This is a genomic window from Enterocloster aldenensis, assembly GCF_003434055.1.
Taxonomy (GTDB): Bacteria; Bacillota; Clostridia; order Lachnospirales; family Lachnospiraceae; genus Enterocloster; species Enterocloster aldenensis.
This window is the reverse complement of record NZ_QVEX01000009.1, coordinates 60,378-82,514: the sequence shown is the minus strand read 5'-3', so window position 1 is coordinate 82,514 and position 22,137 is coordinate 60,378. Positions and strand designations below refer to the sequence as shown.

21 protein-coding genes are annotated in these 22,137 nt (G+C 52.1%); 18 read left to right on the top strand and 3 right to left on the bottom strand.

Features of this window, described 5'->3' with window-relative positions:
• Positions 1 to 36: 36 nt before the first annotated feature.
• Together DWX59_RS17700 and DWX59_RS17695 are read left to right on the top strand one after the other, a co-directional pair.
• Positions 37 to 1,059, top strand: coding sequence for a sugar ABC transporter substrate-binding protein (locus DWX59_RS17700; protein WP_117560542.1), 1,023 nt, complete (start codon positions 37 to 39; stop codon positions 1,057 to 1,059).
• A gap of 98 nt (positions 1,060 to 1,157) precedes the next feature.
• Positions 1,158 to 1,994 carry a TIM barrel protein gene (locus DWX59_RS17695; RefSeq protein WP_117560541.1) on the top strand — a complete coding sequence of 279 codons (837 nt, stop codon included), beginning with the start codon at positions 1,158 to 1,160 and terminating at the stop codon, positions 1,992 to 1,994.
• On the opposite strand, the gene DWX59_RS17690 is transcribed toward DWX59_RS17695, so the two are convergent.
• Positions 1,989 to 2,714: a GntR family transcriptional regulator gene (locus DWX59_RS17690; protein WP_117560624.1), complete on the bottom strand. Its 726-nt coding sequence runs from the start codon at positions 2,712 to 2,714 to the stop codon at positions 1,989 to 1,991. The genes DWX59_RS17695 and DWX59_RS17690 overlap by 6 nt on opposite strands.
• Positions 2,715 to 2,933: 219 nt before the next feature.
• Between DWX59_RS17690 and DWX59_RS17685 the strand changes: the two genes are divergently transcribed.
• A complete protein-coding gene (locus DWX59_RS17685; RefSeq protein ID WP_117560540.1) occupies positions 2,934 to 3,947 on the top strand; it encodes an SIS domain-containing protein in 1,014 nt (337 codons plus the stop codon).
• Between the two features lie 106 nt (positions 3,948 to 4,053).
• On the opposite strand, the gene DWX59_RS17680 is transcribed toward DWX59_RS17685, so the two are convergent.
• Positions 4,054 to 4,764: a GntR family transcriptional regulator gene (locus DWX59_RS17680; RefSeq protein WP_117560539.1), complete on the bottom strand. Its 711-nt coding sequence runs from the start codon at positions 4,762 to 4,764 to the stop codon at positions 4,054 to 4,056.
• 256 nt (positions 4,765 to 5,020) lie between these two features.
• Here DWX59_RS17680 and DWX59_RS17675 point away from each other — a divergent pair, with 256 nt between their 5' ends.
• The 7 genes from DWX59_RS17675 to DWX59_RS17645 all read left to right on the top strand — a co-directional run bounded on the left by DWX59_RS17675 (position 5,021) and on the right by DWX59_RS17645 (position 11,385).
• Positions 5,021 to 5,470 carry a PTS sugar transporter subunit IIA gene (locus tag DWX59_RS17675; RefSeq protein WP_165641877.1) on the top strand — a complete coding sequence of 150 codons (450 nt, stop codon included), beginning with the start codon at positions 5,021 to 5,023 and terminating at the stop codon, positions 5,468 to 5,470.
• A gap of 51 nt (positions 5,471 to 5,521) precedes the next feature.
• Complete coding sequence (locus DWX59_RS17670) at positions 5,522 to 6,007, top strand: PTS sugar transporter subunit IIB (RefSeq protein WP_117560537.1); 486 nt, start codon at positions 5,522 to 5,524, stop codon at positions 6,005 to 6,007.
• A gap of 16 nt (positions 6,008 to 6,023) precedes the next feature.
• A complete protein-coding gene (locus DWX59_RS17665; protein ID WP_117560536.1) occupies positions 6,024 to 6,812 on the top strand; it encodes a PTS mannose/fructose/sorbose/N-acetylgalactosamine transporter subunit IIC in 789 nt (262 codons plus the stop codon).
• The gene (locus DWX59_RS17660; RefSeq protein WP_117560535.1) at positions 6,812 to 7,645 is read left to right on the top strand and encodes a PTS system mannose/fructose/sorbose family transporter subunit IID; all 834 of its coding nucleotides are present in this window, start codon (positions 6,812 to 6,814) and stop codon (positions 7,643 to 7,645) included. The genes DWX59_RS17665 and DWX59_RS17660 overlap by 1 nt, the downstream gene beginning before the upstream one ends.
• 11 nt (positions 7,646 to 7,656) lie before the next feature.
• The gene (locus DWX59_RS17655; protein ID WP_117560534.1) at positions 7,657 to 8,790 is read left to right on the top strand and encodes an SIS domain-containing protein; all 1,134 of its coding nucleotides are present in this window, start codon (positions 7,657 to 7,659) and stop codon (positions 8,788 to 8,790) included.
• Positions 8,787 to 9,434 carry an HAD family hydrolase gene (locus tag DWX59_RS17650; protein WP_117560533.1) on the top strand — a complete coding sequence of 216 codons (648 nt, stop codon included), beginning with the start codon at positions 8,787 to 8,789 and terminating at the stop codon, positions 9,432 to 9,434. Before DWX59_RS17655 ends, DWX59_RS17650 begins: the two co-directional genes overlap by 4 nt.
• A 277-nt stretch (positions 9,435 to 9,711) precedes the next feature.
• Positions 9,712 to 11,385 (top strand): ABC transporter substrate-binding protein, encoded by a 1,674-nt coding sequence (locus DWX59_RS17645; RefSeq protein ID WP_117560532.1) that lies wholly within the window; start codon positions 9,712 to 9,714, stop codon positions 11,383 to 11,385.
• Between the two features lie 61 nt (positions 11,386 to 11,446).
• Here the strand turns inward: DWX59_RS17645 and DWX59_RS30050 are convergent, their stop codons facing one another.
• A complete protein-coding gene (locus tag DWX59_RS30050) occupies positions 11,447 to 11,608 on the bottom strand; it encodes a DUF6783 domain-containing protein (RefSeq protein WP_319638818.1) in 162 nt (53 codons plus the stop codon).
• 67 nt (positions 11,609 to 11,675) lie between these two features.
• Here DWX59_RS30050 and DWX59_RS17635 point away from each other — a divergent pair, with 67 nt between their 5' ends.
• The 8 genes from DWX59_RS17635 to DWX59_RS17600 all read left to right on the top strand — a co-directional run bounded on the left by DWX59_RS17635 (position 11,676) and on the right by DWX59_RS17600 (position 21,851).
• Positions 11,676 to 12,662 carry an ABC transporter ATP-binding protein gene (locus tag DWX59_RS17635; RefSeq protein ID WP_117560530.1) on the top strand — a complete coding sequence of 329 codons (987 nt, stop codon included), beginning with the start codon at positions 11,676 to 11,678 and terminating at the stop codon, positions 12,660 to 12,662.
• Positions 12,649 to 13,665 (top strand): ABC transporter ATP-binding protein, encoded by a 1,017-nt coding sequence (locus DWX59_RS17630; protein WP_235845091.1) that lies wholly within the window; start codon positions 12,649 to 12,651, stop codon positions 13,663 to 13,665. The genes DWX59_RS17635 and DWX59_RS17630 overlap by 14 nt, the downstream gene beginning before the upstream one ends.
• A gap of 1 nt (position 13,666) precedes the next feature.
• Positions 13,667 to 14,614, top strand: a complete 948-nt coding sequence (locus tag DWX59_RS17625) for an ABC transporter permease (protein ID WP_117560529.1) — start codon at positions 13,667 to 13,669, stop codon at positions 14,612 to 14,614.
• Positions 14,615 to 14,674: 60 nt separating this feature from the next.
• Entirely contained in the window at positions 14,675 to 15,646 is a 972-nt protein-coding gene (locus tag DWX59_RS17620; RefSeq protein WP_117560528.1) for an ABC transporter permease, read from the top strand.
• A complete protein-coding gene (locus DWX59_RS17615; protein ID WP_117560527.1) occupies positions 15,643 to 16,569 on the top strand; it encodes an acetamidase/formamidase family protein in 927 nt (308 codons plus the stop codon). Before DWX59_RS17620 ends, DWX59_RS17615 begins: the two co-directional genes overlap by 4 nt.
• The gene (locus DWX59_RS17610) at positions 16,566 to 17,459 is read left to right on the top strand and encodes a LysR family transcriptional regulator (RefSeq protein WP_117560526.1); all 894 of its coding nucleotides are present in this window, start codon (positions 16,566 to 16,568) and stop codon (positions 17,457 to 17,459) included. The genes DWX59_RS17615 and DWX59_RS17610 overlap by 4 nt, the downstream gene beginning before the upstream one ends.
• 202 nt (positions 17,460 to 17,661) lie before the next feature.
• On the top strand, positions 17,662 to 18,789 hold the full coding sequence (locus tag DWX59_RS17605) for an efflux RND transporter periplasmic adaptor subunit (protein WP_117560525.1): 1,128 nt from the start codon (positions 17,662 to 17,664) through the stop codon (positions 18,787 to 18,789).
• A gap of 14 nt (positions 18,790 to 18,803) precedes the next feature.
• The gene (locus DWX59_RS17600; RefSeq protein WP_117560524.1) at positions 18,804 to 21,851 is read left to right on the top strand and encodes an efflux RND transporter permease subunit; all 3,048 of its coding nucleotides are present in this window, start codon (positions 18,804 to 18,806) and stop codon (positions 21,849 to 21,851) included.
• Positions 21,852 to 22,137 lie beyond the last annotated feature (286 nt).

Here is a 22,137-nt window from a genome sequence, read left to right as displayed (position 1 = left end):
CCATAAAAAAATTAAAAATCTCAGGAGGAAAACAAAATGAAAAAAAGACTGGCAACCATGATCCTTTGTGCGGCAATGACGGCATCCATACTGGCTGGATGCAAAACAGGCAAGGAGAGCAATGCACCGGCAGACACTGCGGCAGGAACAGCCCAAGGCACGTCCCAGGATACCGCGGCAGCGGACCAGGGCGAGGAAAAGGACGGTTACACCATTGCGGTCCTGGCATGGTCCCAGGCAGAAGAATTTGGCGTGGACATCATATCCGGGGCTGAGAAAAAGGCGGCGGAGCTGGGCAACGTAACGGTTGTCAAGCCTGACCCGGCCGGAGACATGCAGAAGGAGATTGCAATCCTGGAAGACCTGATACAGCAGGGCGTGGACGCCATCTGTGTGGCGCCGGTGGATGCCAATGCCATTGTCCCCTACATTGATAAGGTAAGGGAAGCAGGAATCGTTCTGGTGGACTATGACATTGACACGGAAGCCCAGTGTGATGCAAAGGTGCTTTCTGATAACGCGGCAGGCGGGGCCATGGCAGCGGATTATCTGGTACAGGAGATGGGGACCGAGGGCAAGGTGCTGATCCTCACCGAGGTTCCCGGGGTCACGACCGCAGAAGAGCGTATCGCCGGATTCAAGGAGCGCATGGCTCTAATTGCCCCCAATGTGGAGATGGTCGAGCAGCTTTCCAATGGTACGAGGGATACCCACAGGGCCACAACCGAGAACATGCTTCAGGCACATCCTGACATCACCGGTATCTTCTGCTTCATGGGCGACAATTCCCTGGGCGCGTATACTGCCTGCAAGACCAACAACAGGCAGGATGTGCTGATTGCCGGATATGATGCAACACCGGAACAGCTGGATATCATGAAAAATGACGGGCCTGACTGCAACCTGATCTGCTCCGTTGCCCTGTATCCCAAGAAGATTGGTTACGTTGCCCTGGAAACCGCCTACAACATCCTGGAGGGCGAGGAAATCAACGATGTTGTCTGGACCGAGCTGGGGCTTCTCACTGCAAAGGACGCTGATTCCTTTGAGGCAGAGTAGGCCATGTCCGGGCAAAAACCGGCACCATGGCATGCCCGGGACCCCATGGCTGACGGAAAGCAGTTTTCATTACACCGGATGGTTCAAGGAGGAAACAGATGAAATTTTCGTTCTTAACATACCAGTTCTGCCGCTTCGGCCTGGAGCACTCATTTAAGATGGCGCAGGAATATGGGTTTGAAGGGGTGGAAGTCTGGGGAGGAAGACCCCATGCTTATGCCCATGACATGGGCAGGGAGGAGATACAGGCCATCCTGGGCTGGAAAAAACAGTATGGGGTGGAGATATCCATGTTCACACCGGAGATACTGGCATACCCGTACAGCCTTACCTCATCCATGGAAAAGGAACGCAGGGAAACCATTGAATACCTGCTGAAAAGTGTGGAGACAGCCGCAAGGCTGGGCACCGATAAGATGCAGATAACCGCCAAACACCCGGGATATGGGGTGAAACGGGAAACCGTGTGGGGGTACCTGGAAGAGGGGACATCCATCCTGTGCAGGAGGGCCGGGGAACTGGGAGTGGACATTATCCTGGAATCCCTGTCGCCCTCGGAGGGGAACACCATCACCTGTGTGGATGACATCCTAGAGCTGCAGGAGCGGGTTAACAGCCCCGCCCTGTGCGCCATGATTGACATGGTCCCGCCCTTTATTGCCAATGAACCTTATTCCGACTACTTGGAGCGTCTTGGGACGTCCATGAAATACGTACATATATGCAACGGGGACGGGACCACGGAATTCCATATGCAGCTGGATGACCGGAACGGGGTGATTCCCGTGGCCGACTTCTTCCGTATCCTGAAGCGGTACGGTTATGACGGATGGTGTTCCCTGGAACTGCTAAATCCCTACTTCAGGGACCCGGAGCTGTACCTGTCTGAGGCGCAAAGATGCATCCGGCGCATCCGGCAGGAACTGGAATTATAAGTAGAATATCATGTTCTGGGTATTGTAGAGCTGTTTGCAGACAAACAGGGGATTGCCCTGGCTGTCCGACTGGTAATCCCTGAACAGCAGCAGGGGGGAGTTACGCTTGATTTCCAGCAGTCCGGCCTCATTGGAGGATGCGTTGCTGATTTCAAGGGTCCTCCTGCTGTTGTGCACCGTGATGCCATGGGCGTGCAAAATTGAGAACACGGACCCCTCCAGGTTTTCATGGAGAAGGAAATCATACTTTCTTGGGAAGTAGAGTGTTTCCAAAATGGACGGGTGTCCGTCTATGTAGCGGAGCCGTTTGATCTCAATGACCTGCTGGCTCTCATCAACAGCCAGGAATTCACTGTCGGCATGGGTGGGATAAGCGTACTCCACGGACAGCACCTGGGACTTAAGCACCTTGCCGGCCTGGCGGCAGGAATCGGTCAGTCCGGTGGTATCATTGGCGGACTGGAGCTTTTTCTGCGGCGCCACAAAGGTGCCCTTTCCCTGGCTGCGCACCAGAAGCCCGTCCGTTACCAGTTCTGAGATTGCGCCCCGGATGGTCACGCGGCTTACGTTAAAGTCCTTCATCAGTTCGAACTCAGAAGGAAGCTTTTCTCCTACCTTCAGTTCCCCTGTGCGTATGCCTTCGGAAATAATGCCGGCCACCTGCTTGTACATGGGGGTAATACTGGAAGGGTCTATGCTGCCTGCATCAAAATGAATCATAAATATCACCGTCATTCTGCCCTGTGGGGCGCTGTGTCCGAATCCGTCCCGGGCAGGAATCCTTTCTTAATACAATATAATATGACATAATCCGTGTTTTTGCAAGTTCCCTGAAAGAAATTGAAAAAAAGAAAAAAAGTGCTTTACAAAACATATTATGTGATGTAATATAACATCATAGGACGACATAACAAATTAAAATCCAAGGAGGAAACAGATATGTTTAATTTTGACATTCCACGTTACGAAAAAGTAGTCGGCGACGCAATTGCCTTAAGGCCGCAGATTGAGAAAGCAGTGGACGAGATATGCAGCCAGGGTTATACCAATATTTTCTTTATTGGCTGCGGCGGCACATATGCCCATTCCCTTCCCATGAAGTACTGGCTGGACACCACATCACAGATTGATACATACAGTGTGATTGCGGCTGAGTTCATGGCAGCGGGACACAGGAAGTTCACCAAGGATTCCGTATGCGTATTCTCCACCAGAAGCGGCAATACAAAGGAAATCGTAGCAGCTGCCAGGTACTGTAAGGAAGCCGGGGCGCGCACCATTGTATATGTGTCCAATGACAATACCCCGGTCTGTGAGTATGCGGACTACAAGCTGTTCAGCTTTGCAGAGGACGACTGCCTGTGCGAAGCCATTTACACCTACATGATTGCCCTTCTGGCAAGATTTAAGAAAAACGCAGGGGAATTTGACAAGTACGAAGAATTCATGGATCAGTATGCAAAGATTGTGCCGTACCTGATTAAGGCGAAGGAGCAGTACGAGGCCAGATGCGCGGACATGGCCAGGGAGCACAAGGATACGGATTATCACATGGTAATCGGCGCCGGCATGATGTGGGGAGAGGCCTACGACTATGCAATGTGTATCCTGGAGGAGATGCAGTGGATTAAAACAAAGTCCATCCACGCAGCCGAATACTTCCATGGGACCCTGGAACTGGTGGAAGAGGATACAAGCCTAATCCTGTTCTATGGCGAGGATGAGACAAGACCCCTGATGGACCGTGTGATGGATTTCTCCAAGAAGGTGACAAAGGTAATCAATGTGTTTGATACCAAGGAGATTGAACTGCCGTTCACCGATGCTGAGTACAGGAAGATTGTTTCCCCGATGGTGATGTACGCCATGACAGAGCGTCTCAGCTGCCACCTGGAGAAGGAGAGGAACCATCCGCTTACAACCAGAAGATATTACCGTCAGATGGAGTATTGATTCAGGAATAAATCAGCTTTGATTCAGATTTGATTCAGGGAAATCAAGGCATTGATATAAAACATGGGCCTGGCTGCCAAATACGGCAGCCAGGCCCATGTTTTCATCAGAGGGTAACCCGATAGGTATACATACTCCCGATATAATAGGTCTCAATATATTCCAGTATATCCCCATTATCCAGATACGTATTGTGGAATGATTTTAGCAGCGCCTCATTTTCTATGCCCAGCAGCCTTTTCTGCTCCTCAGTGGGCAGCGTGGCTGTCAATGACAGGTCCATGGACTGTACATTTAACCCAAGTTCCTTTACATATTCAAAAAAAGAGTGCTCCAGCCGGGTTACATCAATGGCTGGAAGGACCCTGCAGGGGACATAGGTATAACTGATGCAGATTATCATGTCATTGCCGGTACGGATGCGGGAGAAATAATGCACCATGTCGTCCCTGGCCACGTTCAGGGCCTGGGCAGCGGCTTCGGGCAGTTCGCTTCCCCGGTATATCCTGTAATCCACCAGCCGGGAACCGGGAGTCAGGCCAATGGAGCGCATGTCTTCTGAAAAACTCTGAGGTATCTTTACAATGGGTTTCTGTATATGTACATTGGTCACAAAGCTGCCTTTGCCTGCCACGCGGTTGATATAACCCTTAGATGCAAGGGATTGGATGGCTTTATTCACAGTCATCCTGCTGACCATAAACGTGTCGCACAGCTCTGCCTCGGTGGGAATCTGGTCACCAGGCCGCAGGTTTCCTCCTTTTATCTGATTGAGTATGGAATCTTCTATTTGTATATACTTAGGCTTGCCTGACATGGATATATCTCCTTTTATCTCACAATCATTCTAGTCTATTATATAATGAAAACCAACAAATGTCTATACATAAACTACCGAATCCCGGAAAAAACTTTATAAAAATAACTAAATACCTCTTGAAAAGTATATGCAGTTATGGTAATATATAACCACGCGAATAAATGTATATACAAAGAAAAGCGAAAGATATATGCAAATGACCTGGTTTGAGGAAGGAAATAGAAATACAAATACACAGAAAGGAGGGCTGGCAATGAAAAATATGGTGTTGGTCACCCATGCGGATTTTGCAAGGGGAATCCTGACATCCCTGGATTTGGTGCTGGGACAGGTGGGGCACGTGGATTACGTGAGCATCACGGCAAAGGAAACCATACCTGAGATAGCTTCCATGATTGAGGAAAAAGTCACAGGCTTTGGCGGCACTGACCCCACGGTGGTGCTTACGGATATCGCAGGCGGGAGCACCACCCAGGCAGCCATGCAACTGCTGGGAAACCGGCGGAAGGTGTATCTGGTAACAGGGCTGAACCTGGGGCTGCTTTTGGAGATAGCGCTGCTTCCGCTGGGAGAAGGGGAAGACGCCGACAAGGGAATGCTGCGCATGGCTATTGAGAATTCCAGGGCATCCATGTATCTGGTGAATGACCTGGTGGAATCCCAAACAGATACGGATGCCCCCGGGGATTTGGGTGAACTGTAAGGAAAGAAAGGAACACAGCAGTGTTTTTAGAAAACCGTAGGAGGAAAAGGAATGATTAAGTTATTGAGGGTAGATGACCGTTTAATCCATGGACAGGTGGCTGTCAGCTGGACTTCCTATCTGGGAGCTGACACCATTGTGGTTGCCAATGACAAGGCCATTACGGATAAGCTGATGCAGATGGCGTTTAACATGGCAAAACCTCCGCAGGCCGTGCTGTCCATTAAATCCATGGATGGCGCTGTGGCTGTCATCAATAATCCGAAGCATGCGGCCAGGACCATTTTCGTGGTAACGGCAAGTGTGGAGGATGCGCAGTACCTGATGGGGAAATGTCCGTCTATCACCAATCTGTGTGTGGGAGGCATCCGCCAGGCGCCGGGAAAGAAGATGGTGGAACGCCAGGTATACCTGGATGGCAAGGATATGAAGGGACTGGAAGAAATCCATGCCATGGGAAAGGATGTGTATCTCCAGGCAGTGCCCACTGAAAAGAAACTGTCCTATGAGGACATTGTGAAAGAATACAACAAGTAAAAAGGGGGAATGTGTGATGTTGTTTAAAGCATTAATTTTGGGAATCCTTGCAGGTTTTGCCATCTGGGACGGCCGTGTATGCGGACAGCATATGTTTGACCGGCCAATTGTGACTGGTCCCATCGTAGGTCTGATTCTTGGGGACATACATACAGGCATCGTGATGGGGGCTTCCCTGGAACTGGTCATGATGGGGATTGTGGGCATTGGCGCGGCGACCCCGCCGGACGTGGTCTCGGGAGGCATTCTGGCAACGGCATTTGCCATCATGTCAGGCCTTGATATGGATGCGGCCGTGGCCCTGTCACTGCCAATCGCAACACTGGCCCAGTCCGTGGGCATCCTGGACAGGACCATTAATACCACCTTCCTGCACTGGGCTGACAAGGCGGCTGAGGAAGGGGATTACAAGGGAATCTCAAAAGCGCTGTGGGCAGGAGCGTGGCTGTTCTGGTTCAGTTCCTTCCTGGTGGTGTTCCTGGGCGTACTGCTTGGCTCCAATACCATAGCCGGTTTTGTGGCTGCCCTGCCTCCGTTCATCCTGGGCGGACTGAAGGTGGCAAGCGGGATGCTTCCTGCACTGGGAATCGCAATCCTTATGCAGCTTATATTTGATAAGACCAATGCGGCATATCTTTTTGTGGGATTTGTACTGACCGCCCTGCTGGGTATGAGTACGGTAGGTGTGGCGATTGTGGGCGCTACCATTGCCTACGTGGTTTACCAGCAGGCCATGCAGAGAAAACGGGACATGGCATCCCTGGCAGCTAACACAATGTCTGATGATTTGGGAGGTGAATTATAATGGCAGGCATCAATGAGACTTTTAAAGAGGGCGGGATTGTTACAAAAAATGATATGCGCAGTGTATTCTGGCGCTCCTTCCCATTACAGGCATCCTTTAACTATGAACGTATGCAGAACGTGGGATTCTGTTATTCCCTCCTTCCGGTATTAAAACGCCTGTACCCGGAGAAGAAAGAGGCATCCGAGGCATTAAAACGCCATCTGTCCTTTTTCAATACAACGCCTCAGCTGGTAACTTTCATCACAGGCGCATGCATTGCCATGGAGGAGGAGAATAAGAAATCCGGCGACCAGTTTGACATTGAGTCCATTGCAGCTTTAAAAGCAGCCCTTATGGGACCCATTGCAGGAATCGGCGACTCCTTTTTCTGGGGTACCTTCCGCATCATCGCGGCAGGAATCGGCTGCGGGCTGGCGGCCCAGGGCAGCATACTGGGGGCAATCCTGTTCCTTCTGATATTTAATATCCCCCATTATGTGGCCAGATGGTACGGGTTAAAGCTGGGGTATAAGAGCGGCGTCGGCTTTGTGGAAGCGGCCCAGGCATCGGGGATGATTGAAATACTGACGAACTGCGCCAAGGTCATGGGCCTTTGTGTGGTGGGGGCCATGATAGCCTCCATGGTATCCTTCTCAACGCCCCTGGTGCTTACCATGGGGGAGGCAACCGTTGAGATACAGGGCGTATTTGACCAGCTGCTGCCTTCCGTACTTCCTCTGGGACTGACCTTTGGCACATTTGCATTATTAAAGAAAGGATTTAAGACCACCACGATTATGTTTGGCATGATTGCCATCGGCATAGTGGGCGCGTTCTTTGGTATTTTATAATGGAATCTAAGATGTTTGACTATATATGTGAGACACCGGCCGCGCTGACCGGTATCATCAGCAGGAGAAAAGAGATTACAAAGGATTTTGTCAGCCGCTTCAAAGATGTGGGGATTGAGCAGATTTATGTGATTGGATCCGGCACCAGCTATCACGCCGGCCTGGCTGCAAAACTGTATCTGGAGGAGCTGCTGGGAATCAAGGTATTTAACATGTACCCCACCCAGTTTGCCAGGGAGGAAAAGGTATTTAATAAGAATACACTGGTAATCGGCATGTCCCAGGGCGGACAGAGCCTTTCCACGGTGGAAGGCCTGGATTCCGCCAGGGAGCGGGGCCTGCACACGGCGGCCGTGTCCGAAAACCCCACGGCCCTTATATTTGAACACGCCGACACATCCACTAAGATTGAGGTGGGAAATGAAAAATGCGGGGCAAAGACCAAGGGCTACGCGGGAACCACCGTTACCCTCATGATGATGCTTACGGAACTGGCCATTGCAAAGGGCATGGTCACGGAGGAAAAGGCGGCCGGATACAGGGAGCGCATGCTCCGGGTCATCGGCAACCTGAAAAAGGTTACGGATGCCTCCGTGGAGTGGTATAAGAGGATTAAAGACGAGTTCCTTCCGGCAAAGAGGGTGATTGTCGTGGGATATGACGGCATGTACTGTGATGTGCTGGAGGGCGCGCTTAAAATCCTGGAAACAGTCCGCCAGGGCGTGGCCGGATATGATATAGAGGAATTTTTCCACGGTATCTATAACTCCATCACGGACAGCGCCCACATCTTCTACCTGGCTTCCAGGGGAGACTATAAGCCAAGGACCATGAAACTGGTTGGGATACTCAGTGAGTGGACGCCCCATAACTACCTGATTGCATCGCCGGATGGCGTGGATGTGCAGTCTGGCAAAAACCTGATTGTGGAATTCGTGGAAGACCCCATGTTCTCCTGTTGGGAATACATCATCCCCCTTCAGGTGGTGGCCTGCATGGCTCCCCAGGATCTGGGGATTAATCCGGATATACCTAAGGATCCCGAATTCCATAAAAGGATTGGCAGCAAGAAGCTGGACGGGGTGCGCGACCACTATGTGGCCCAGGAGGATACATTTTTGAAAACAGCGGTCCTGGAGAAATGATGATCCGTGCGGCTATATTTGACATGGATGGGCTGATGTTTGATACGGAGCGTCTTTATGGGGATGCCTGGCTGTATGCCGGAAGGGCAACCGGTTTCCCCATTACCCGGGAACTGTTAGACCGTACCAGGGGAGCGGACCGTGAATCCTGTATCAGCGTGTTTAGGGAAGCGTTAGGGGAAGCATTTGATTTTTATGGTGTACGCAGGTACAGGCAGGAGTATGTGGACGGGTTCCTGGAAAAGAATGGAATGCCTTTGAAGCCGGGATTAATGGAACTTTTAAGTTATCTGAAGAACTCGGGCTATGGTATTGGACTGGCTACCTCCACGGATGGGGCCACTGCCAGGGAATACCTTAAGATGGCGGGAGTCAGGGGATATTTTGACTGTATGATATTCGGGGATATGGTAGAGAGAGGTAAACCGGCCCCTGATATCTACCTTAAGGCGGCAGCGGCACTGGGCAGATGCCCGGATGAATGTATTGTCCTGGAGGATTCAATCCTGGGCGTCAGGGCGGGGGCCGCTGCCGGATGTCATGTAATCATGATACCGGATGGGGTGGAACCCGGGGAGCGGGAACAGAAACTGATAACCCGCAGGATGGACAGCCTGATGGATGTGATTACGTATCTGGGATAGGGGATATCTGAATACAATAAAAGGAAAGGGCCGGGGCGCTCCGGGAACGGATGGGGCGCTCCGGCTGCTTTTATGGGCAGGATGACGCCTTTATCTGGTGTATTACTGGTATTTTATGCACAAGATTCAGCTTTTCATTTAAAATCACATATGCTAAAATAGGTACAGATAAATCGCAGCTATTGACTTTTCACAGCTGTGATGATATAAATAAAACCATACTAATTTACTATGAATAGTGTGCTTTGAATGAGGGATATTCTCAGGAGGAAACAGGATGAAGAATAAAAATACAATGGCTAAAAGGTGCGTATCATTTGCCCTGGCCACAGTTATGGCCCTGTCGCTGGCAGGATGTAAGGCTGGGGGGAACGATGGGTCCCAGCCAGGAAGCGGGACAGCGGGACAGTCCCAGACAGGACAGGCCCCGGGCGGCGCGGCCGGGGAGAAAATCGTGAATATCGGCGTGACTAATACCCTGAATACCCTGAACCCCCTTCTGATGGACGGGATGGAGATGAACAAATACGCGACCGGCCTTATGTTCCTTCCTCTCATGGAGCTGGACAAGGATATGAACTTTGAGGGAATGCTGGCGGATTCGGTTACGGCTGAGGATGACCGGAATTTCCTTGTGCATATTGACGACAAGGCGGTCTGGTCTGACGGGCAGCCCGTGACAGCAGACGATGTGGTATATACGGCCCTGCGCATATGCAGCCCTGCCATTGGCAATATGGCCATGATGTATTATGTGTTCGAAGGCGTTGGGGATGACGGATTCGTGGAGGAAGGCGCCGACCATGTGGAAGGAATCACCAAGGTGGACGACAAGACCGTCCGCTTCACCACCAAGGCCCCCATGTCCCTGATTACGTTTAACAGCTCCTATGCACGGTATCTCATGACCCTTCCAAAGCATGTGATTGAGAACATGAGCGAACAGGAACTTATGTCCGACCCGTGGTTCAACCGCCCGGATGTGGTGAGCGGACCATATAAGGTGACGGAATTTGACAGGGACCACTATGTTTCCTATGAGGCCAATGATAAGTATTGGAAAGGAGCCCCCAAGATTGACAGGCTGAACATCAAAATCGTGGAGGGCAGCCAGCTGTACGCGGGTCTTAAGTCAGGTGAGATAGACGTGACCCAGAACACCATGAGCGCCATTCCGCTGGAGGACTATGAGAGCATCCAGGCGCTGGAGAATGTGAACACATCCTTTGGCGAACCCATAACCAACCAGTCCGTGTTCATCAACACCGCCAGCATAACAGATGCCAGGGTGCGCCAGGCCATGGTCTATGCCATTGACCGGGGCCAGATCCTGGAGCAGCTGTTAAAGGGCTATGGAGAGGTTTCGGAGGGGTTCCTGTCCTCGGCAAGCCCCTACTATGACGATACCGTCACACCCCTTCCATATGACCCCGGGAAGGCCAGGTCCCTTCTGGAGGAAAGCGGATGGGACAAGAACCGGACGATTAAATTCAGCATTAACTCGGATGACAGCACCTTTGTCAATGCTGCTTCCGTCATTGCCGCACAGTGGGCCAGCGTAGGCATCAAGGCGGAAATCCAGACCATGGACATTAATACCCTGATGGCCAATGCCTCGAAAGGTGACTTTGACGTGATGGCAATCCAGTATACCTACCCACCCGTGGATCCATACGCCGATGTGGCCTGGCTCCTGGGGGGCGAGGGCAGTTGGACCGGATACGGCAATGGCAAGATTAATGAGGCCCTGTCCAAGGTATCCCTTACAGATGATGTGGACCAGTTAAAAGAACTGTACTCCATTGTTGACAGGCAGGTGCAGGAGGACGTGCCCATGTTTTCCGCTTATATCATCAAGACCATGGCAGGCGTGAACAAGCGTCTTGTGGGCGTGGAGCCTAGTGTCTACGGGTTCCTGAACCATGTGGAACAGTGGGATATTGTCCAGTAAGACAATTGAATCGCTAATATACAGAATCCCGGGGGGCTTTTGCTCTCTGGGTGTTCTTGATTCAGACCTGTTTCGGCAGGAACGCTGCCCCAGAGCGTGTTTGAAAATTCATTCCCGCCATCTGCACGCCCCACTTCGCGGTATATTTGGTCCCAATTCGGTCAACGTAGCCCGCTACGCCTCCCTCATCGGGACCAAATCTCCCACAAAGTGGGACGCACACCTGACGGAAAGCAATTTTCAAACACGCTCCGGGTCTGATTCATCAGTTTATAGAAATGAGGAATATTATGTCACATATCCTGGAGGTCTCGGATCTGGAGGTGTCCTTTTCCGGCGACGGAGGAAAGAATATAAGTGTGGACCACATAAGCTTCTATGTGGATCCCGGCGAAGTGGTCTGTATCGTGGGGGAATCCGGCTGCGGGAAAAGCGTCACGTCCCTGTCCATCATGGGCCTTCTTGGCAGGGGAGGTTCCGTGACCTCCGGCCGCGTGCTGTTTGAGGGGAAGAACCTGCTGGCCATGACGGAAAAGGAACTGGACCAGATCAGGGGGGACAGGCTCACCATGATTTTCCAGGACCCCCTTACATCCTTAAACCCGGTGTTTACCATCGGAAACCAGATGACGGAGAGCATACGGGCCCACATGGGATTGGGGAAAGAGGAAGCGGCTGTCCGCGCCCTGATGCTTCTTAAGAAGGTGGGGCTGCCCGATGCTGCGGCCGTGATGCGCCGGTATCCCCATCTGCTTTCCGGCGGCATGCGCCAGCGGGTGATGATTGCCATGGCCCTGTCCTGCAGCCCTTCCCTTCTGGTTGCGGATGAGCCCACCACTGCGCTGGATGTGACAATCCAGGCGCAGATAATGGAGCTGATTCTGGAGCTGAAGGAGGAACTGGGCATGTCGGTGCTGCTGATTACCCATGACATGGGGCTTGTGGCCCAGATGGCGGACCGGGTGCTGGTCATGTACGCGGGCCAGATGATAGAGCAGGCGCCGGTGCTGGAGCTGTTTGACCATCCGGCCCATCCATATACCAAGGCCCTGCTGCGCTCCGTGCCAGGCATCATGGACCGGAGGGACCGGGTGCTGGAGTCCATTGAAGGCATGGTTCCGGAACAGTATGACATGATTACGGGCTGCCGGTTTGCGGACCGGTGTCCTTACAGAAGGGATATCTGCGGCCGGCCCCAGACAGACAGGATGATACGGCACAGCCATCTGGTAAGGTGCTGCCGGGCAGGGGAGGTAGAGAGCGATGCTGGAAAATGACGGTATGGACACCAAACCTCTTCTGCAGGTGGAGGGACTGAAGAAATACTATACTGCTAAAAGCGGTATTTTTTCCCGGAACATAGGTGAGATAAGGGCTGTGGACGGGGTATCGTTTTCAATCCATAAAGGCGAGACCCTGGGATTGGTTGGTGAGTCCGGCTGCGGCAAGTCCACCCTGGGCAGACAGATTGTGGGCCTGGAGCAGCCCACCGGCGGACGTATCCTGTATAAGGGCAGGGATTTGTCCCATATGAGGAAACCGGAGCTGAAGGCCATCCGCACCCAGCTGCAGATGGTGTTCCAGGATTCCTATTCCTCCCTGAACCCGAGAAAGCATATATTTGAAATCCTGGCAGAACCCATGCTGTATCATGGGCTGGCTGACAGGAACAACATACATCAGAAGGTGGAATACCTTCTGGATCTGGTGGGCCTTGCCAAAAATGCCCTTGGCCGTTATCCCCATGAGTTTTCCGGCGGCCAGCGCCAGCGCATCGGCATTGCCAAGGCCCTTTCCCTGAATCCCAGCCTGCTTGTCTGCGACGAGCCGGTCAGCGCCCTGGATGTGTCCATCCAGGCCCAGATCCTGAACCTGCTTAAGAACCTGCAGAAGGAGCTTGACCTAACCAGCATATTCATCGGCCATGGACTGGGCGCTGTCAATTATGTCAGCGACCGGATCGCGGTCATGTATCTGGGCCAGATTGTTGAACTGGCTGACAGCAGGGAACTGTTTGACCATCCCCTCCACCCTTATTCCAAAGCGCTGTTTGATGCAGTGCCCCTGGCTGACCCAAGGACCAGGAAACGGCTGGGAGGGGGAGTGATTGAAGGGGAGGCGGAAATCCTGCCGGGGCCGGGAGAGGGATGTCCTTTTTATCCCAGATGCCCCAGGCGCAGCCGGGAGTGTTCGGCGGCCAAGATGGAACTAAGGCCTGCCTCAGAGGGCAGCAGCCATCTTGTATCATGTATCCATGCAGGGCAGGAGGGAGTTGACTGATATGACAAAATATATTATAAAGCGGCTTTTGATAGCCCTTCCAACCCTGATTGGGATCACTATTATTGATTATGCCATCATGTGTTTTGCGGGAAGCCCCCTGGAAATGATGCAGGGAGCGCGTATTTCCCAGGCAGCGGTGGCTGCCAAGGAGGCTGCGCTGGGGCTGGATAAGCCCTTTTATATCCAGTACATCATGTGGCTGGGCCAGCTGCTCCAGGGCAACATGGGATTTTCCATTAAATCCTATGAGGCGGTGAGCAGCATGATCGGAAGCCATCTGGGCCCTACCCTCCTGCTTATGGGGGTATCCCTGATCGTGAGCCTGATCATGTCCGTGCCTGCCGGAATATACAGCGCAATCCACCAGTATTCCAAGGGGGATTATGCCGTGGTCACGGCGTCCTTTTTTGGCAGCAGCATACCTGGTTTTTTCCTGTCCCTGCTGCTGGTTTATATTTTCAACGTGACCTTAGGCATCCTGCCCTCTGGCGGTATGGTTACCCTGGGAACCTCAGGCGGGGCCGGGGATGTGGCGGCCCACATGGTAATGCCGGTGCTGGTGCTGTCCGTATCCATGGCAGGCACCAACATCCGGTACATCCGCAGCGCTGTGTTGGAAATCCTCCAGCAGGATTACCTGCGTACGGCCAGGGCCAAGGGCATCGGAAGACGGTCGGTCATCTACAAGCACGCGCTGCGCAACGCCCTGGTACCCATTGTTACGGTCATAGGGATGCAGATTCCCGTGCTGTTTGGCGGGGCCGTGATTGTGGAACAGCTGTTCTCTTGGCCCGGTCTTGGACTGATGACCATGAGCGCAATCCTTAATCGGGATTACCCGGTCATCATGGGCGTGTGCCTGCTGTCCGCCGTGGTGGTACTGCTTGCCAACCTGGTGACGGATATTGTGTATGCGGTGGTGAACCCGGCCATCCAGTATGACTGACAGACGCCTGATACGGACATGGCGGATGTATTGCTTTAACAGGAGTAGGATAGGGATAAAATGGACAAACACAGAGTAACGACATATGAAGATATAGCAAGAGAAAATTATTGGCAGACCGTGTGGCGCAGGTTCCGCCACCACCGCCTGGCCTGTGTGAGCCTGGCAGTGCTGGCAGTTATCTGTACCGCAGCCATACTGGCGCCCGTCATAGCGCCCTATGACCCGGAAGAGATAGCCGGTCCCTTTGGGGCGGCGCCCAGTTTTAAGTTTATCCTGGGCACGGACCAGATTGGGCGGGATATGTTAAGCCGCCTGCTCTACGCCACCCGTATCTCCCTTCTGGTGGGCGTCCTGGCAACAGCCATCTCCACTGCAATCGGTGTGATATTGGGGCTGCTGGGCGGTTATTTTGGCGGGTGGCTGGACATAGCCATCATGCGGTTTACGGATATGGTGATGTCATTTCCCTATATCCTTCTGGTACTGGTGGCGGCAGCCATCTTTGAACCCGGTTTGTGGAGCATCATCCTGATACTCGGGTTTGTGGACTGGCCGGGCATAGCACGTCTGGTCAGGGGCAATGTATTAAGCCTGCGGGAAACCAATTTCGTGAAAAGCAGTATTGTGGCCGGCATGCCGGTGCGGCATATCCTGTTTTCCGATATCCTGCCTAACACAGTGGCCCCCATCCTGGTATATGCGACCTCGGTCATGGCGCTGTCCATGCTGGACGAGGCGTCCTTAAGTTTTCTCGGCATGGGCGTACAGCCCCCGGCAGCCAGTCTGGGCAATATGTTAAACAGCGCCCAGTCCATGACCGTGCTGACGAAGCAGCCATGGCTGTGGCTGCCTCCGGGCCTTTTGATTGTCATCCTGGTGGTTGCCATTAACTTTGTGGGGGATGCCCTCAGGGATGCCCTTGACCCGTCCGCTGTCATGACCATCAGAAAGGCGGGAACCGCGGTTCCGGGAGATGAAAAAGAAGATGGGAAAGGCAGCCATGCAGAAAAAGGAGAAGGTGCGGTATGAGCCATTATATAGAAAAAACACATGTAATCCATTCATTTTCCCCGGACCACCGGCCTGTGTGCCGGGTGAAGGCCGGGGATACCATTGTATTTGAGACATACGACTGCCATATGGGCCAGCTCCTTTTGGAAGGTTCGGATTTTGCCCATGTGGACCACAGGCTGGCCAATCCGGCCACCGGACCCATATATATAGAAGAAGCGTGTCCCGGCGACATGGTTTTGGTGGAGATACTGGACATAGATTTGGACCAGGTGGGGATCCTGGACAAAGGACCCACAGGAGGCGCGCTTAAGGGGCATTTCCCTGAGTATGTGATCCGGCGCCTGCCTGTAAAGGATGGAACCATATTATACGGGGAGCTGGAAATACCGGTCCGTCCCATGGTCGGGGTAATCGGCACCGCGCCGCGCCGCGGGGAGGAGAGCACACTGACCGCAAAGGACCACGGCGGCAACATGGATTGTACCAGCATTGCCCCGGGTGCGGTGCTTTACCTGCCTGTGAATGTGCCCGGGGCCCTTCTAGCCATGGGGGACCTGCATGCAATCATGGGAGATGGGGAATGCGGCAACTGCGGCGTGGAAATCGGAGGAAGGGTCACGGTGCGGGTGGATGTGTTAAAGTCACCGGATCTTCCGTGGCCCCTTGTGGAACTGGCGGACCGGTGGATTGTGATTTCCTCCGGGGAAACCGTGGACAGGGCCTGTGCACAGGCGGCGGAGCAGATGTTTATGTTCCTCACCGCTAAGGCGGGGCTGTCCCCTCTGGATGCAGGGATGTATATTGATATGTTCGGCAACCTGGTGGTCTGTCAGATTGTCAATCCATATAAGACCGTGCGTCTGGAGATGCCCAAGTGGCCTTTGGAGCAGAAGGGCTTTTATGGATTCGGCAGCAAGGCGCAGGAGGACTGCTTATGACCATTCATCAGATAGAGTGTTTCCTGGAAGCTGCCAAGACCCTTAACTTTACCGAGGCGGCCAGCAGGCTCTATATATCACAGCAGGGCTTAAGCAGGCAGATTGCTTCGCTGGAAAAGGAGCTGGAGCTGCGCCTGTTTGACAGGACCACAAGGGATGTGCGACTTACCAGAAGCGGCGAACTGCTGCTCTGGAGGTGGAAGGATATTCCTGCGGAAATAAAGGATTCCGTGGATATGGCCAGGGAAGAAGGCGAGCGGGCAAAAAGCAGGATTAACCTGGCAGTGGTGGGGATGAACGGCATCATAGAGAGGGCGGGAAGCCTTCTGGCCGACTATATGGCCATTGACCCCGACACGGAATTTGAGATAAATGAATTTACCTGCATCAAGGATATGACCAATGGCAATCCGGACCTGATGATGACGGTCAGCTTCCTGCCCACCCATGAACAGCTGAGGGAGCGCTACGGGGTGCTGTGCATTGGTAAACTCCCTCTGTATTATGTGCTGTCCAGGAAGAATCCCCTGGCAGAAAAGGAAACAATAACCATTGAGGACTTTAAGGGGGAAACCATGCTCTGCCTGTACAAGAATTTTTTTGCAGGCGCCGAGATGCAGCTGTTCGAACTGTTGTCAAGACAGGAGCATATCCTTCAGAAAGCCCGTTTTTTTGAAAACGTCAACAGCCTGGAGCTGGCGTTGATAGCAAATGAGGGGATCCATATCGGCTTTAAGGAGTTCTACCATAACTATGGGGAGCGCCTGAAAATGTTCCCTCTTCCCAATAAGGAAAACCAGGTCAGCGCCAACGTGATTGTGGTATGGCGTAAAGAGAATGAGAAGAGATTTGAAAATTTTATTAAATATCTGAAAAAACTTTATAATTAACAACTTGCTGTTGTTAATTATCCGTATTTTGATGTTAGACAAAAATGGGTATAACTGTCTAAAATACTAGATGGTTGGTCTTATATATAAAGAGAGCTTATATGGGGAAGGGCGCTGGCGGCAGACGCCCATTTCCCTTGTTTTTTTCTAACATTAAGCAGCATCTCAAAATAATAAAGGATATGAAAGGAAAGAGGAGAAGATGAAAAAGGCAAAGACACGCATTATCTGGGGAATCATTATTGTAATCATAGCAGTAATCCTGATTGCCCGCATCGTGAAAAAGGAAGAGCCTGTTGCCCCCACCCCGGACCCGGTAGTTACGGCTCAGACCCCGTTCATGGGGGATATTGAACTGACAACGGATCTGGTAGGCACCATCGAACCCGCGGATATTGTATACATATATCCGAAGGCTGGCGGTGATGTGACAGCAGTGAATGTTAAGGCTGGAGATACAATCGCAGCCGGGCAGGTACTTGTGGAGATTGATACAAAGCAGGTGGCATCAGCCAAGAACGCCATGGATACCGCTAAGGTTGCATGGGATGACGCCGTCTCTACATTAAACCGTATGGCGCCCCTCCATGCCTCCGGTTTTGTATCTGACAAGGAGTTTGAGGGATATCAGACAGCGGCTGAGGCAAAGCGCCTGCAGTATGAGGCTGCCAAGATCGGTTATGACAACCAGATGGAATTCAGCCACGTCACATCCCCTATCAGCGGACGGGTGGAACAGCTGAACGTGGAAGTCCATGACAGTGTGGGAACCTCTGGGCAGCTGTGTGTGATTGCAGGCGATGGAGGCAATAATGTGACCTTCTATGTGACTGAGAAGGTTAAGAATAACCTTAGTACAGGCACACCTGTAACAATTACAAAAGAAGGGACCCAGTACGGCGGCAGCGTGATTGAGGTCAACAACATGGCCGAGGCTTCCATTGGCCTGTTTAAGGTAAAGGCCTCTGTGGAGGATAATGAAACCATGGCGCCCGGAACCAGTGTGGAAATCAAGGTTCCCTCAGCAACCGAAAAGAATGTAATGCTGATTCCTACCCATTGTGTATACTACAAGGCAGGGGACGCATATGTCTATACATACGACCAGTCCCAGGCCGTCATCCATGAGGTTCCTGTGGAAGTGGGTATATTTGATAAGGACAATATTGTTGTGACCTCAGGGCTTACCCTGGATGACATGGTACTAACCACATGGACTTCCGAGCTTAAGGAAGGAACCAAGGTGACCCTGGATACAGGCGCAGTGAGTGAGGACAGCCAGACAGGTGAACCTGAAAGTCCAGCCGCAGACCAAAGTGAAGCACAGTAGAAGGAGGCAGGAAAATGGGCTTAACGAAACTCGTCTTAAAAAGACCGGTCAGTACGGTTCTTGCAATCCTGTGCCTGATTGTGTTCGGCTTATCCTCTGTGATGAAATCACCGTTGGAATTAATGCCGGATATGAACATGTCCATGATGATTGTTATGACTGTCTATCCCGGAGCCAGCCCTGATGATGTAAATGAGCTGGTTACAAAACCCATTGAGGACAGGGCCAGTACACTAAGCGGTCTGGATACCATATCCTCACAGTCAAAAGAGAATATGTCCATTGTAATGTTAAAGTATGATTACGGCACGGATATGAACGATGCCTATGATGACCTTAAGAAGCAGATGGACCTTGCAAAGACGGAACTTCCTGATGATGCGGAAGACCCTATCATGCTGGAACTGAACACCAGCTTAAAGCCGAATGTAATCATGGCTGTCAGCCACGGCGAGGACGATGACCTTTATAACTATGTCAATAATAATATCGTACCTGAGTTTGAGAAGCTGTCCTCTGTGGCAGAGGTATCCCTTGCAGGCGGCGTACAGAAGTACATCAAGGTGGAACTGCTGCCTGAGAAGCTGAAGCAGTACGGCGTTACCATGAACTCCATTGCAGGCGATATCACCGGCGCGGACCTTACATATCCCGCGGGCAACACGGAGGTGGGCGACCAGAAGCTGGCCGTGTCCACGGAGCAGCCCTTTGAGACCATGGAAAGCCTCAATGACATCCCCCTTACGGTGAATGGCAGCCAGACCGTATATTTAAGCGACGTGGCCAACATATACATGGGCGCGGACGACATTGAGAGTATTGCACGTTACAAGGCGGAGAACGGGGTGCCGGAAGATATCGTGGCCCTGACCATCAGTAAGCAGCAGGATGCGGCCACCCTTACCGTGTCAAAGGATGTGAGCAAGGTGGTGGACCAGCTTACAAAGCTGGATCCCACTCTTCAGATTACAGTGGTAAATGATGATAAGGACTCCATCATGTCCTCCCTAAGTTCTGTAATTGAGACCATGATTATGGCTGTTATCATTTCCATGGTCATCATATGGCTGTTCTTCGGGGACCTGAAGGCCTCGCTGATTGTAGGAAGTTCCATCCCTGTGTCTATCCTGGCCTCCCTGATACTCATGCAGCTCATGGGCTTCAGCCTGAACGTCATCACCCTGAGCGCCCTGGTGTTGGGCGTGGGTATGATGGTGGATAACTCCACGGTTGTGCTGGAGAGCTGCTTCAGGGCCACGGATGATACGGGCTTCAGGGAATTTTCAAAGGCAGCGCTCAACGGAACCGGGGTTGTGTACCAGTCGGTCATCGGCTCCACGCTGACCACCTGCGTGGTGTTCCTGCCCCTGGCCATGCTGGGCGGCATGACAGGCATGATGTTCCGGCCCCTGGGCTTTACCATCGTATTCTGTATGACGGCCTCCCTGATATCCGCTATTACGGTAGTGCCCTTATGTTACATGATATACAAACCAATTGAGAAGAAGACAGCGCCGTTATCAAGGCCGGTTGAAAAAATGCAGGAAGCTTACCGGACCATCATGAGAAGCCTTCTTAAAAAGCGCGGCCTTGTCATGCTGGCATCCGTACTGCTGCTGTTATTCTCATTCTTCCTTGCCAGATTCCTGAGGATGGAGCTTATGGCTGAGGATGACCAGGGCCAAATCACCATCACGGCGGAAGTTAAGCCGGGCATGGAGATTGACAAGGTGGATGGGATCATGAAGCAGGTGGAAGGAATCATTTCCCAGCAGCCTGATGTGGAATCCTACTTCACCATGGCAGGAAGCTCAGGCCTTAGCATGAGTTCCGACCCCAATATAACCGTGTATCTTAAAAAGGACAGGAAGATGGAAACGGATGAGGTTGTCAAGCTGTGGAAACAGCAGCTGGCAGGCATCTCCGATACCAACATAACGGTTGAGGCCTACTCCCAGGTAAGCGCCATGATGGGCTCTGAGAGTGATTATACGGTTGAACTTCAGAGCACCAACTACGATGACCTGAAAGCGGTCAGCGATGACATTGCCCAGAAGCTGAGCCAGCGGCCTGAACTGACCAAGGTGCATTCATCCCTGGAGAACGCGGCTTCCGTTGTAAAAGTTACGGTGAACCCCATCAAAGCCAGGGCGGCAGGCCTGTCGCCGGCGCAGATCGGCGGTACCCTCAACAATATGTTAAGCGGCGTGACCCCAACTACCATGAACATCAACGGCGACGATATTGATGTTAAGGTGGAGTATCCCAAGGACCGTTACCGTTCCCTGGACCAGGTGGAAAGTGTTACGCTCCAGACCCCAAGCGGCAGGTCCGTGGCCCTGACAGATGTGGCGGATATCCGTTTCGCGGACAGCCCGGCATCCATTACAAGGCAGGATAAACAGTACCGTGTGACGGTGAGCGGCATCTACACGGAGAACTCCAATAAGAATACAAAGACCCAGCTGATGGACGAAGTGGTAAAACCCAATGTAGGCGGCACGGTGTCCATTGCCCAGAATGCCCAGGAAGAATCCATGGCAACTGAGTTCAGTGCGCTGTTCCAGGCCATTGGACTGGCAATCTTCCTTGTATTCGTAGTCATGGCGGCCCAGTTTGAGTCACCCAAGTTCTCCATCATGGTCATGACCACCATCCCGTTCTGCCTCATAGGCGCCTTCGGCCTTCTGTGGCTGGCGGACAGCGCCATCAGCATGACATCGCTTTTGGGCTTTTTGATGCTGGTAGGTACGGTTGTTAACAACGGTATCCTTTATGTGGATACGGTGAACCAGTACAGGAGGGAGATGGACCTGAATACGGCCCTTGTGGAAGCAGGAGCCACCCGTCTGAGGCCTATCCTCATGACCACCCTGACCACGGTGGTGGCCATGGTGCCCATGGCGCTGGCTTTGGGGGACAGCGGTTCCACAACCCAGGGACTTGCGCTTGTTAACATCGGCGGCCTGACCGCTTCCACCATATTGTCCCTGCTGATGCTTCCTGCATATTACAGCCTGATGAACGGCGGCGGGAAGAAACGGGTGATTATATCAGATTAAATGGCGTTAAGAAGATGTTAAAAATTTACTATTTGCAAAACTGAAAAATAGTGGTATCATAAGAACAAATGTGGCTGCAGCAGAGAGGTCAACCGCCCCTTTGACCTGCAGCCTATTTTGGTATAAGGAATTGTTATTTTCATAACAATTCGGAAGGTGCAGAATGGGTAGGAATATGGAAGTCTTTTGACGTTTTTTGTACGATATACAAAATTTTTTAGAAATCCTAAAAATTTTTCATGAAAAAGTAAGAAAGTGGATTGATAATTTTTTAGTCATGGGTTAT